Raw genomic sequence first — 12,327 nt, forward strand, 5'->3', positions numbered from 1 at the left:
GTCGGGAACCCGATCGGGTCGAGCGGTGTATCAAGGGTGAAGGGATGCCGCTCGACTCGTCGAAGGGGACCGGACCATGAGCCGTCCTGCTGTTGTGAAGGCCCTGTGGGGCGCCGCCGTGCTGGTCCTCGTGGCCGGCTGCTCCTCGGGAGGCTCCGAGGAGCGGCCGGGCGCGGCCCCGTCGGCCCCGGCGTCGGCCTCCGCGTCCGCCTCCGCCGGTTCCGGGGCCGCGCCCTCCGGCGGGCGGGTGACGGTGGCGGGCACGCTGACCGAGGGGCTGAAGTCGCCGTGGGGGGTCGCCGAGCTGCCCGGCGGCGACCTGCTGGTGTCCTCGCGGGACGAGCGGACGATCACCCGGGTGAACGGGCGGACCGGCGCGAAGACCGTGCTCGGCGAGGTGCCGGGGGTCGTCCCGGGCGGAGAGGGCGGGCTCCTGGGCCTCGCGGTCCGGGACGGCTGGGTGTACGCGTATCTGACGGCCGCCTCGGACAACCGGATCGTGCGCATGCGGTACGACGGCGGGGACGGCGACCGGCTGGGCGCGCCGCAGCCGGTGCTGACCGGCATCCCGAAGGGCTTCGTGCACGACGGCGGGCGGATCGCGTTCGGGCCGGACGGCATGCTGTACGCGGGGACGGGCGAGACGGGCCGGACCGGGCTCTCCCAGGACCGGTCCTCGCTGGGTGGGAAGATCCTGCGCATGACCCCGGAGGGCAGACCGGCTCCGGGCAATCCCTTCCCCGGATCGGTCGTCTACTCGTACGGCCACCGCAATGTGCAGGGGATCGCCTGGGACGCGGAGGGACGCCTGTGGGCGGCCGAGTTCGGGCAGAACACCTGGGACGAGCTGAACCTGATCGAGCCCGGCCGGAACTACGGCTGGCCGCAGGCCGAGGGACGGACGGGGCGGTCCGGGTTCGTGGACCCGGTGGCCCAGTGGCCGACCTCGGAGGCCTCCCCGAGCGGGATCGCCTACGCGCGGGGCGCGATCTGGATGGCCGGGCTGAGGGGCGAGCGGCTGTGGCGCGTGCCGCTTTCCGGAGCGGAACGTTCCGGGGAGCCCGAGGCGTTCCTGAGGGGTGAGTACGGACGTCTGCGCACGGTGGTCCCGGCGGGCGGCGACCGGCTCTGGCTGGTGACCAGCGAGACCGACACCCGGGGGACGCCCGGGGCGGGGGACGACCGGATCCTCCGGCTGGAGGTGAGGTGAGGGAGGCGGTGACCGTGTTCGGCGGACTGGAGGAGATCTTCGCACCCGGGCGCAGGCACGCCGAGGAGGAGCTGCGGCGGCAGGCCCTCACCCGGGAGGACCCGGGGGACGCGGACCCGGCGCGCGGCCCGATAGACCTGTCCTCGGGTCGCGTGACGATACGGGTTCCCGGTGCCGGGGCGGTGCCGGTCCCCCGGCCGGGGTCAGAGGACCGGGTCGAGGAGGTGGAGGCGGTGGGCCAGGGCGGCGGCCTCTCCGCGGCCGGCGACGCCGAGCTTGGCGAGGATGTTGGAGACGTGGACGCTGGCCGTCTTGGGTGAGATGAACAGCTCCTCGGCGATCTGACGGTTGGTGCGGCCGGCCGCGACCAGCCGCAGCACGTCCTGCTCACGGGGGGTGAGGCCGAAGGTGTCGTCCCCGGGATCCGCCGGGGCCGGGGCCTGCTTCTCGGGGGCGAGGGAGAGGCGGGCGCGGGCGGCGAGGAGTTCCACGTCCTCGCGCAGCGGGCGGGCGCCGAGGCGGACGGCGATGGCGTGGGCCTCGCGGAGCTGGGCCGTGGCCTCCTCCCGGTGGCCGCCCTCGACGAGCAGCGCGTCGGCGAGGCGCCGGCGGGCACGGGCGAGCTCGTACGGCCGTTCGAGCGACTCGTAGGCGGCGACGATCTCGGCCCAGCGCGCGGCGCTCTCCCGGCCCTCGGCGCGGGCGAGCTCCTCCGACACCTGCCGGGAGTAGGCCTCCCAGATCGGGGCCGGGACGGCGAGGGCGCGGACGCAGCGGCGGACGACGGCGAGCGCCTCGTCGCGGCCCTCGTCGGCGGCGGGCAGCCCCCGGCTGTCGGCCTCGGCGGTGACGGCGGTGAGGACGAGCGGCCAGCCGTAGCGGTGGGTGCCGGGCGGGAAGCCGGTCTCGGCGGTGGCGGCGAGGTGGCCCCGTACGTCCGCCAGGCGCCCTTCGGCGGCGGCGACGGCGATCTCGGCCTGCGCCATGGGGAGGGTGTACTGCGGGATCGGGTCGCGGGTGCCGTAGCGCGTGCGGGCCTCGGCGAGGTGCTCGGCGGCCCTGGCCGGTTCGCCGCGGAAGGTGGCGAGGTGGGCGAGCTGGAGCAGGGCCGTGCCGCCCGGCTTGGTGCTGCCCGCCCCGGAGCGGAGCAGCAGCTCGGCCTCCTCCTTGCTCCGGTCCCACGCGCCGAGCGAGAGGAGCGATTCGGCGAGGTTGGCGCGGATCCAGCCCGCGCTGTCGAGCAGGCCGCGGGAGCGGGCCAGTTCGATGCCGGTGGTGGCCGTCTCGACGGCCTCCCGGGAGCGGCCGAGCGCCTCCATGGAGGAGGAGAGGTTCACATGGGCGCGGGCGGCCTCGTGGAACTGGCCGAGGGCGGTGGTCCGTTCCAGTGCCTCGGCCATGGCGGCGAGTCCGCCCTCGACGTCGCCGGCCGACACCATGATGGTGCCGAGGGTGATGCGGGCGTTCAGTTCGATCGGCTCGGCCTTGACGAACCGCGCGTACTCGACGGCGCGTTCGGCGGCGGCGAGCGCCTCGGGGCCGGGATTGCGGAGCATGCCCCAGCCGGCCGCGCCGACCAGGACGGTGGCGTGCACGGCGGACGGCGGGAGGCCCTTGACGAGTTCCTGGGCGCGGGCGATCTCGGGCCAGCCGTCGCCCCGGCCGAGGTTGGACTGGAGCCGGGCCATCTCCGTCCAGAACCAGGCGGCCCGCAGCGGGTCGTTCTCGTCGCTGTCGAGGATCCTCAGCGCCGTCCGGCAGATCTTCGCGGCCCGCTCCCGCTCTCCGCTGAGCCGGGCGGCGACGGCGGCCTCGGCGAGCAGGTCGAGGTAGCGCAGCGAGGTGGTCTCGGGGTCGCAGCCGCAGGCGGGGTACGCGTCGGCGTAGTCGATGGGGCGCAGCGAGTCGCGCGTCTCGCCCGGGACCTTGTCCCACAGCTCCATGGCCCGTTCGAGGAGGCTGAGCTGCTCGGCGTAGGCGTGGCGCTTGCGGGTCTCGACGGCGGCCTGGAGGACGGCGGGGAGGGCCTTCTCCGGGGCGTGGGCGTGGTACCAGTACGTGGCGAGCCTGGTGGTCCGCTCGTGGGGGCGGACGAGCGCGGGGTCGGCCTCCAGGACCTCGGCGTAGCGCCGGTTGAGGCGGGAGCGTTCGCCGGGCAGCAGGTCGTCGCTGACGGCCTCGCGGACCAGGGAGTGGCGGAAGCGGTAGGCGTCGCCGTCGGGGACGGCGAGCAGGATGTTGGCGCCGACGCAGGCCCGCAGCGCCTCGATGAGTTCGTCCTCGGCGAGCCGGGCGACGGCGGCGAGCAGGCCGTGCTCGACGGTGGAGCCGCCTTCGGCGACGATCCTGGCGACCCGCTGGGCGTCCTCGGGGAGCGTCTCGACCCGGACGAGCAGGAGGTCGCGCAGGGAGTCGCTGAGCTGGCCGACGGCGCAGCCGGCCTCGTGGGAGACGACGAGCTCCTCGACGAAGAAGGCGTTGCCGTCGGAGCGTTCGAAGACCTCGTCGACGAGGCCGGGGTCGGGTTCGGCGGCGAGGATGCCGGTGAGCTGGCGGTGGACCTCGGTGCGGGTGAAGCGGGCGAGCTCGATGCGGCGGATGGTGCGGAGCCGGTCGAGTTCGGCGAGGAGGGGGCGCAGCGGGTGGCGGCGGTGGATGTCGTCGGCGCGGTAGCTGGCGACGACCACGATCCGGCCGCGGCGGAGGGTGCGGAGGAGGTAGGTGAGCAGGTGCCGGGTGGAGGTGTCGGCCCAGTGCAGGTCCTCCAGGACGAGCACGATCGTACGGTCGGCGGCGAGCCGTTCCAGGAGCCGTACGGTCAGTTCGAAGAGGCGGGCGGTGGAGTCCTCGTCGGCGGGCTCGTGGCTGCCGGGGTCGCCCAGTTCGGGCAGCAGGCGCGCGAGTTCGCCCTGGTGGCCGTCGGCGGCGGCGGTCAGTTCGCCGGGGAGCTTGCGGTGGAGCGAGCGCAGGGCGGTGGCGAAGGGCGCGAAGGGCAGTCCGTCGGCGCCGAGTTCGAGGCAGCCGCCGACGGCGGCGACGGCGCCCCGGTCGCAGGCCGTGTCGAGGAACTCCTCGATGAGGCGGGTCTTTCCGACGCCCGCCTCCCCTCCTATGAGCAGGGCCTGGGGCTCTCCCGCGGTCGCGCGGGAGAGCGCCTCGGTGAGGGCGGTGAGTTCGCCGGCCCGGCCGACGAAGACGGGGCTGACTGACCTGGTCTCCACGGCGCCGAGCATCGCACAACCGTCCGCGTTGTCGCTCATAAGGGGGTCACGCGGCCCGGGCGAAGCGGCCGCGGTCGCCGCCGTCCACCTGTCCCTCCGTGCCGTGGTGCCCGTGCCGGCGGCCGAAGAGGCGCAGGCCCAGGGTCGCGCCGACGGCCTCGGCGGCCTCGTGCGTGAGGCGCTGGGCGGCGGCCTCGCGGACGAGCTCGGCGTGGTTCATGCGCTGGAGTTCGTACTCGAACATGGTGTGCTCCCCGGTTCTTCTCGGTTTCGGTATCGCTTCTTGCGATGCCTCCACTTTCGTTTCCCAGGGGGTGCGGCCACATCGGGCGAGTGCCGCATGTTCGGGGTACGGAGGTACTTAGACGGGTCCCAGGGGGGCCTTAGGCGAGCCGGGGACCGCCTCAGGACCCGGCGGTCGGGAGGCTCAGGAACAGGTCGAAGTAGGTACCGACCGACAGGAGCAGCCCCAGGCCGCCCAGCACGGCGCCGGCCACGGCGACCACGCGCACCCGGCCGGCGCGGCGGGGAAGGGCGAGCACGACGAGGGCGACGATCAGGGCGAGCAGGGCGAAGAGGCCGTTCACCAGGGCGGTGCTGTGCCAGGCGTCGCCGTAGATCTCGGAGATCTGCTGGGCCGTGGAGCCGCCCTGGGAGGTGGTGATCTGCCCGACGAGCGTCTCGCGCTCGGAGACGACCTTGCCGGTCCAGGTACCGGTGAGCGCGACGGCGCCGAGGGCGGCGGAGACCACGGCGGCGGCGCCGGCTCCGATGCCCGTCTCCTCGGCGGCCGTCCCCGCCCCGGCCGCCGCCTCGTCGAGCTCGTCGTCGAAGTCGTCGTCGGGCCGGTCGTCGTCGGGCTCGTCGGCCGGCCCGTCGCCGTGAGCGCCGCTCACGTCGCCGGAGGCATCACCGCTCGCCCCGCCGGTCCGGGCGCCGTCCGGCCGGTCGAGCGGGTCCGTGACGGCGCCCCCCGCGGCCTCCGCGGCTTCGGGCTCCGGCCGCGGCGTGTTGTTCTCTTCGGTCTTCTCGGTCGTCTTGATGTCCATGCGGCGCACGCTAGGGGGCCGACATGAGAGCGGCCTTAAGAGGCGGACGCCGCCTTCGCGGCGCGCCACTCGGGGGCGAGGACGGCCCAGACCTCCGTGTCGGAGCGGGTGCCGCGGTACAGGTAGTTCTCCCGCAGCACGCCCTCCTTCGTCATGCCCAGGCGGCGGGCCACGGCGATGCTCGGCGCGTTCCTCGACGAGGCCAGCCACTCGACGCGGTGGATCCCCCGCTCCTCGATCGCCCAGTCGATGATGACCCGGCAGGCCCGGGTGATCAGGCCCTTGCCGGCGGCGGAGGGCTCCAGCCAGCAGCCCGCCTCTGCGGTGCCGTTCGCGGCGTCGAAGGTCCGGAAGAGCACGCCGCCGACGAGGGTGCCACCGGTCCAGACGCCGTAGAGGCGGCCGGTGTCGTTCGCGGTCTTCTCGGCGTACGAGGTGAGGTAGGCGCGGGCGGAGTCGAGGTCCGCGACGAAGTCCGGGAGGGCGATGTGCTGCCCGACGAAGTCCCGGCCCCGGTTCATGTGGGCGAGGAGCTCCTCGGCCTGCCAGGGCTCCAGAGGACGCAGCTCGGCGCCGTCGTCACCCAGCGGTATCGCGAACATCGTCGTTCCTCTCCTCGGCGGCCGGAGCCGTCACACGCTGCAGGGGGATCTTCGCACGCATGTCGGCGGCCTCGCGGCACTCGGGCGGCTCGATGCTGATCCTCGGCAGGATCCGGTCGAGTCGCCTCGGCAGCCACCAGTTCGCCCCGCCGAGCAGGTGCATGAGGGCGGGGACGAGGAGCGTGCGCAGGACGAACGCGTCGAGGGCGACGGCCGCCGCGAGCGCGATCCCGAACATCGCGATCACCCGGTCGCCGGAGAGCACGAAGGCGAGGAAGACCGAGATCATGATGACGGCGGCGGAGTTGATCACCCGGCTGGTCTCGGCGAGTCCGACCCGGACCGCCCGCCGGTTGTCCCCGGTCTCCAGCCACTCCTCGTACATCCGGCTGACCAGGAAGACCTGGTAGTCCATGGACAGGCCGAAGAGCACCGAGACCATGATCACGGGAAGGAACGGTTCGATCGGCCCGGCGCTGCCGAGGCCGAGGAGCTCGCTCCCCCAGCCCCACTGGAAGATCGCCACGACGATGCCGAAGGCGGCGGCGACGGCGGCGACGTTCATGGCGGCGGCCTTGAGCGGGATGCCGATCGAGCGGAAGGCCAGCAGGAGCAGCAGACAGCCCAGGGCGATGACGACGCCGACGAAGAGCGGCAGCTTGCCGACGATGATCTCGGCGAAGTCGTCGTAGGAGGCGGTGACGCCGCCGACGTGCACCTGGAGCGAGGTGCCGGCCTCGGCCTCCGGGAGGACGTCCTGGCGGAGCCGGTCGACGAGCTCGCTGGTGTCCTTGGACTGGGGCGAGGAGTCGGGGACCACGGTCAGGACGGCGGTGTCGCCGGAGCCGTTGTAGGTGACCGGGGAGACGGAGGCGACCCCGCGGGTCGCGGAGAGCGCGGCCGGCAGCCGGTCGAGGGCGACCCGGTCGTCGGCGCCGTCGAGACCGGCGACGAGCGTGAGGGGCCCGTTGACGCCCGGCCCGAAGCCCTCGGCGATCAGGTCGTACGCCTGCCGCGTGGTCGCCGTGGCCGGGTTGTTGCCCTGGTCGGAGGTGCCCAGGTGGAGCGAGAGGGTGGGCAGCGCGAGGACGCCCATGACGACGACGGCGACGGCCCCCAGGAGCTTGGGGTGACGCTCGACGAAGGCGGACCAGCGGGCCGCGAAGCCGGTGGGGAGCTCGGGCTGCGGGCCGCGCTCGGCGAGCGTCCGCCGCTCGCGCCGGGACAGCGCCCGCGCGCCGATGAACGAGAGCAGCGCGGGCAGCAGCGTCACCGAGGCCGCGACGGTGAGGACCACGGTGAGGGAGGCGGCGATGGCGACGCCGTTGAGGAAGCTGAGCCGCAGGATCAGCATGCCGAGCAGCGCGATGCAGACGGTCGCCCCGGCGAAGACGACGGCGCGGCCCGTGGTGGCGACGGCGTTCTCGGCGGCCTCCGCGACGGAGAGCCCCCGTTTGAGGCCCCTGCGGTGCCGGGTCACGATGAACAGCGCGTAGTCGATGCCCACGCCGAGGCCGACGAGCATGCCGAGCATCGGGGCGAAGTCGGCGACGGTCATCAGATGGCCGAGGAGCACGATCCCGGAGTACGCGATGCCGACGCTGACGAGCGCGGTCGCTATGGGGAGCGCGGAGGCGGCGAGCGAGCCGAAGGCCAGGAAGAGGACGACGGCCGCGACCGCGACGCCGACGACCTCGGCCACGTGCCCGCCGGGCGCCTCGGTGAGCGCGACGGCGCTGCCGCCGAGCTCGACCTGGAGTCCCTCGTCCGCCGCCGCCTTCGCGGTGTCGACGAGCGCGCGGGCCTGGGCCTCGGGGATGTCGTCGGCCTGCTCGTCGAAGGTGACCGTCGCGTAGGCGGTGCGCCCGTCCTCGCTGATCTGCCCCGGGGCGTCCCCGTACGGCGAGGTGACGGCCGCGATGCCGGGCAGGTCGGCGGCCTCGTCGAGCATCGCCGTCATGCGCCGCTCGACGGCGTCGGCGCGGACGCTGCCGTCGTCGGTGTGCCAGACGATGGTGTCGCTGTCGCCGCCGAGGCCCTGGAAGCCCCGGTCGAGGAGCGCGGTGGCCCGGCCGGACTCGGTCCCCGGGACCTCGTAGTCGTTCGAGTACGCGCTGCCGGCGACGACCGCCCCTGTGCCGACCCCGCCGAGGGCGAGGAGCCAGAGGAGAACGACGACGAGACGGTGCCGGACGCACCATCGGGCGATGGCTGCCAAAGGACGTGCTCCCTGGGTGGTTCATGGATCTTGCACGGGAGCAGCCCGAGAAGAACGCGTGACCGATATGCACCCACTCTTACAGGCAAACGTGATCGTTTGCCCGTTTCGTGTCGATGGTCACAAGGTGGTCCGGTATCCGGGACTTCGGCCCCGGGCCGTTCGCGTCCGGACGAAGAACGGCACCCCCGTGAGGCGTCAGGTCCCGGTCGGGGTGACGCAATGGCCGAAGCCGGCCGCGAGGACGCGCTCCTCGTCGTACAGGTCGGCCATCGGCACGCGGGCCCCCGTCGGCGTTGGTCCCGTCGGCGCCGGCGGCGCGGCCCTCTGCCGCGTATGACGGCGGCCCCGTACCGGAGTTCCGGTACGGGGCCGCCGTCATACGCGCACGGGAAGGGGATCAGCCCTCGGTGACGCCCAGCTTCTCCAGGATCAGGTCCTTGACCTTCGCCGCGTCCGCCTGGCCCCGGGTGGCCTTCATGACCGCGCCGACCAGGGCGCCGACCGCGGCGACCTTGCCGCCGCGGATCTTGTCGGCGATCGCCGCGTTGCCCGCGATGGCCTCGTCGACGGCCGCGCCCAGCGCGCCGTCGTCGGAGACGACCTTCAGACCGCGCTTCTCGACGACCTCGTCCGGGGTGCCCTCGCCGCCGAGGACGCCCTCGATGACCTGACGGGCCAGCTTGTCGTTGAGGTCACCCGAGGCGACCAGGGCCGAGACCCGGGCCACGTCGGCCGGGGTGATCGCCAGCTCCTCCAGCGAGACGCCCTGCTCGTTGGCGTTGCGGGCGAGCTCGCCCATCCACCACTTGCGGGCCGAGGCCGCGTCGGCACCCGCCTCGATCGTGGCGACGATCGGGTCGACCGCGCCCGCGTTGAGGATGGACTGCATCTCCAGCTCGGACGCGCCCCACTCCTCGCGGAGCCGGTTGCGGCGCACGCGCGGCAGCTCGGGCAGCCCGGCACGCAGCTCCTCGACCCATGCGCGGGCCGGGGCGACGGGGACGAGGTCGGGCTCCGGGAAGTACCGGTAGTCCTCGGCGTTGTCCTTGATGCGGCCGGAGGTGGTGGAGCCGTCGTCCTCGTGGAAGTGACGGGTCTCCTGCACGATCGTGCCACCGGCGGTGAGCACGGCCGCGTGGCGCTGGATCTCGAAGCGCGCCGCGCGCTCGACCGAACGGAGCGAGTTGACGTTCTTCGTCTCCGAGCGGGTGCCGAACGTCTTGGTGCCGTTCGGACGCAGCGACAGGTTCACGTCGCAGCGCATCTGGCCCTTGTCCATGCGCGCCTCGGAGACGCCCAGGGCACGGATCAGCTCGCGCAGCTCGGCGACGTACGCCTTGGCGACCTCGGGGGCCCGCTCGCCCGCGCCCTCGATCGGCTTGGTGACGATCTCGATGAGCGGGATGCCGGCGCGGTTGTAATCGAGCAGCGAGTGCGAGGCGCCGTGGATGCGGCCGGTCGCGCCACCGATGTGGGTGGACTTGCCGGTGTCCTCCTCCATGTGGGCGCGCTCGATCTCCACGCGGAAGATCTCGCCGTCCTCCAGCTGGACGTCCAGGTAGCCGTTGAAGGCGATCGGCTCGTCGTACTGGGAGGTCTGGAAGTTCTTCGGCATGTCCGGATAGAAGTAGTTCTTCCGGGCGAAGCGGCACCACTCGGCGATCTCGCAGTTCAGCGCGAGGCCGATCTTGATCGCGGACTCGACGCCGATGGCGTTGACGACCGGCAGCGAGCCGGGCAGGCCGAGGCAGGTCGGGCAGGTCTGCGAGTTCGCGTCCGCGCCCAGCTCGGTCGAGCAGCCGCAGAACATCTTCGTCTTGGTGCCGAGCTCGACATGGACCTCGAGGCCCATGACGGGGTCGAACGCCGCGAGGGCCGCGTCGTACGACAGCAGTTCAGTGACAGTCACGGTGAGACTTTCCCTCTCAGCCCAGCAGGACGTCGTCGTCGCCCAGGCGCTTGAGCTCCCGGTAGAGGATCGCCAGGCCGGTAACGATGGCGGCGGCGGACACCGCGGCGTCGATCAGCCGCAGGGTGTCGTTGTCGTTGCGGGCAAGCTTGGCCTGCTTCGCGACGCTGACGGCACCGAAGGCGGTGGTCGCCAGTGAGACGTAGACGCCGGTCTTCGACTTCTTGAAGTTCTTGGCCTTCTTTGCCATGGCACTCACAGCGACGGAGCCTCCTCGAGCAGCGGGTGCCCCCACTTTTCCACGAAGGCGGCCTCGACGGCGGCGCCGACCTTGTACAGCCGGTCGTCCTTCATGGCGGGAGCGATGATCTGCAGGCCGACCGGCAGACCGTCCTCGGGCGCCAGGCCACAGGGCAGCGACATGGCGGCGTTGCCGGCCAGGTTGGTCGGGATGGTGCACAGGTCCGCGAGGTACATCGCCATCGGGTCGTCGGCGCGCTCGCCGATCGGGAAGGCGGTGGTGGGGGTCGTCGGGGAGACGATCACGTCCACCTCCTCGAAGGCCTTCTCGAACTCGCGGGTGATGAGGGTGCGGACCTTCTGGGCCGAGCCGTAGTACGCGTCGTAGTAGCCGGAGCTCAGCGCGTACGTACCGAGGATGACGCGGCGCTTGACCTCGTCGCCGAAGCCGGCCTCACGGGTGAGGGCGGTGACGTCCTCGGCGGACCGCGTGCCGTCGTCGCCCACCCGCAGGCCGTAGCGCATGGCGTCGAAGCGGGCCAGGTTCGAGGAGCACTCGGACGGCGCGATCAGGTAGTACGCCGAGAGGGCGAGGTCGAAGGTCGGGCAGTCCAGCTCGACGATCTCGGCGCCCAGCTCCTTGAGCAGCTCGACGGACTCGTCGAAGCGCTGCACGACGCCGGCCTGGTAGCCCTCGCCGCGGAACTGCTTGACGACGCCGACGCGCATGCCGGCGACCGAGCCGTTCCGCGCGGCCTCGACGACCTGCGGCACCGGCGCGTCGATGGAGGTCGAGTCGAGCGGGTCGTGCCCGGCGATCGCCTCGTGCAGGAGGGCCGCGTCCAGGACCGTACGGGCGCAGGGGCCGCCCTGGTCGAGGGAGGACGAGAAGGCCACCATGCCGTAGCGGGACACGCCGCCGTAGGTCGGCTTGACGCCGACGGTGCCGGTGACGGCCGCGGGCTGGCGGATCGAGCCGCCGGTGTCCGTGCCGATGGCGAGCGGGGCCTCGTAGGCGGCGAGGGCCGCCGAGGAGCCGCCGCCGGAGCCGCCGGGGATCCGGGTCAGGTCCCAGGGGTTGCCCGTCGGACCGTACGCGCTGTTCTCCGTCGAGGAGCCCATGGCGAACTCGTCCATGTTGGTCTTGCCGAGGATGACGACGTCGGCGGCCTTGAGGTTCTTGACCAGGGTCGCGTCGTACGGCGGGATCCAGCCCTCGAGGATCTTCGAACCGACGGTCGTCGGCATGCCGACGGTCGTGAAGATGTCCTTGAGCGCGAGCGGCACACCGGCCAGCGGGCCGAGCTTCTCGCCCCGGGCACGCTTCTCGTCGACGGCGCGCGCCTGTGCGAGGGCGCCCTCGCGGTCGACGTGCAGGAAGGCGTGGACCTTCTCGTCGACGGCCTCGATGCGGGCGAGGTGGGCCTCGGTGACCTCGACGGCGGTGAGCTCGCCGGCGGCGATCTTCCCGGCGATCTCGGCGGCCGTGAGCTTGATGATGATGTTGTCCGTCATGACTTCTTAGTCCTCCCCCAGGATCTGCGGCACCTTGAAACGCTGCTGCTCCTGGGCCGGGGCGCCGGAGAGCGCCTGCTCGGGGGTGAGCGACGGACGGACCTCGTCCGCGCGCATGACATTGGTCAGCGGCAGCGGGTGGGAGGTCGGCGGTACGTCTTGGTCGGCGACCTCGGAGACGCGGGCGACCGCGCCGATGATGTCGTCGAGCTGGCCGGCGAAGTGATCGAGTTCTTCGCCCTTCAGCTCCAGACGCGCCAGCCGTGCGAGGTGGGCGACCTCCTCGCGCGTGATGCCAGGCATGCGGATCCTCACGGGGTGAGTTAGATGGTGTTGGCCCAATCCTATGGGGCCGACACC

Annotated in this window: 11 protein-coding genes; 2 read left to right on the forward strand and 9 right to left on the reverse strand. The window is 72.8% G+C overall.

Going from position 1 to position 12,327, the window contains the following annotated elements; translation table 11 throughout:
* Positions 1 to 76 precede the first annotated feature (76 nt).
* Both AC067A_RS23555 and AC067A_RS23560 read left to right on the forward strand, forming a co-directional pair.
* Positions 77 to 1,210, forward strand: coding sequence for a PQQ-dependent sugar dehydrogenase (locus AC067A_RS23555; RefSeq protein WP_479244436.1), 1,134 nt, complete (start codon positions 77 to 79; stop codon positions 1,208 to 1,210).
* A 14-nt stretch (positions 1,211 to 1,224) separates the two neighbouring features.
* Positions 1,225 to 1,530 carry a DUF6191 domain-containing protein gene (locus AC067A_RS23560; RefSeq protein WP_479244466.1) on the forward strand — a complete coding sequence of 102 codons (306 nt, stop codon included), beginning with the start codon at positions 1,225 to 1,227 and terminating at the stop codon, positions 1,528 to 1,530.
* On the opposite strand, the gene AC067A_RS23565 is transcribed toward AC067A_RS23560, so the two are convergent.
* The 9 genes from AC067A_RS23565 to gatC form a co-directional block, all read right to left on the reverse strand.
* On the reverse strand, positions 1,414 to 4,470 hold the full coding sequence (locus AC067A_RS23565; protein WP_479244437.1) for a helix-turn-helix transcriptional regulator: 3,057 nt from the start codon (positions 4,468 to 4,470) through the stop codon (positions 1,414 to 1,416). The two genes, AC067A_RS23560 and AC067A_RS23565, sit on opposite strands and share 117 nt — an antisense overlap.
* A 7-nt stretch (positions 4,471 to 4,477) precedes the next feature.
* Positions 4,478 to 4,675, reverse strand: a complete 198-nt coding sequence (locus AC067A_RS23570; RefSeq protein ID WP_479244438.1) for a hypothetical protein — start codon at positions 4,673 to 4,675, stop codon at positions 4,478 to 4,480.
* A 160-nt stretch (positions 4,676 to 4,835) separates the two neighbouring features.
* The gene (locus AC067A_RS23575) at positions 4,836 to 5,480 is read right to left on the reverse strand and encodes a hypothetical protein (RefSeq protein WP_479244439.1); all 645 of its coding nucleotides are present in this window, start codon (positions 5,478 to 5,480) and stop codon (positions 4,836 to 4,838) included.
* A gap of 35 nt (positions 5,481 to 5,515) precedes the next feature.
* Positions 5,516 to 6,082: a GNAT family N-acetyltransferase gene (locus tag AC067A_RS23580; RefSeq protein WP_479244440.1), complete on the reverse strand. Its 567-nt coding sequence runs from the start codon at positions 6,080 to 6,082 to the stop codon at positions 5,516 to 5,518.
* Positions 6,060 to 8,300, reverse strand: coding sequence for an MMPL family transporter (locus AC067A_RS23585; protein WP_479244441.1), 2,241 nt, complete (start codon positions 8,298 to 8,300; stop codon positions 6,060 to 6,062). The genes AC067A_RS23580 and AC067A_RS23585 overlap by 23 nt, the downstream gene beginning before the upstream one ends.
* 400 nt (positions 8,301 to 8,700) lie before the next feature.
* The gene (gene gatB / locus AC067A_RS23590) at positions 8,701 to 10,212 is read right to left on the reverse strand and encodes an Asp-tRNA(Asn)/Glu-tRNA(Gln) amidotransferase subunit GatB (protein ID WP_479244442.1); all 1,512 of its coding nucleotides are present in this window, start codon (positions 10,210 to 10,212) and stop codon (positions 8,701 to 8,703) included.
* Positions 10,213 to 10,228: 16 nt separating this feature from the next.
* A complete protein-coding gene (locus AC067A_RS23595; RefSeq protein ID WP_030693796.1) occupies positions 10,229 to 10,462 on the reverse strand; it encodes a hypothetical protein in 234 nt (77 codons plus the stop codon).
* 5 nt (positions 10,463 to 10,467) lie between these two features.
* On the reverse strand, positions 10,468 to 11,967 hold the full coding sequence (gene gatA / locus AC067A_RS23600; protein WP_479244443.1) for an Asp-tRNA(Asn)/Glu-tRNA(Gln) amidotransferase subunit GatA: 1,500 nt from the start codon (positions 11,965 to 11,967) through the stop codon (positions 10,468 to 10,470).
* Positions 11,968 to 11,973: 6 nt separating this feature from the next.
* The gene (gene gatC / locus AC067A_RS23605) at positions 11,974 to 12,270 is read right to left on the reverse strand and encodes an Asp-tRNA(Asn)/Glu-tRNA(Gln) amidotransferase subunit GatC (protein WP_015036350.1); all 297 of its coding nucleotides are present in this window, start codon (positions 12,268 to 12,270) and stop codon (positions 11,974 to 11,976) included.
* Between the last annotated feature and the right edge of the window lie 57 nt (positions 12,271 to 12,327).

This window comes from Streptomyces sp. NPDC043176 (assembly GCF_056436715.1).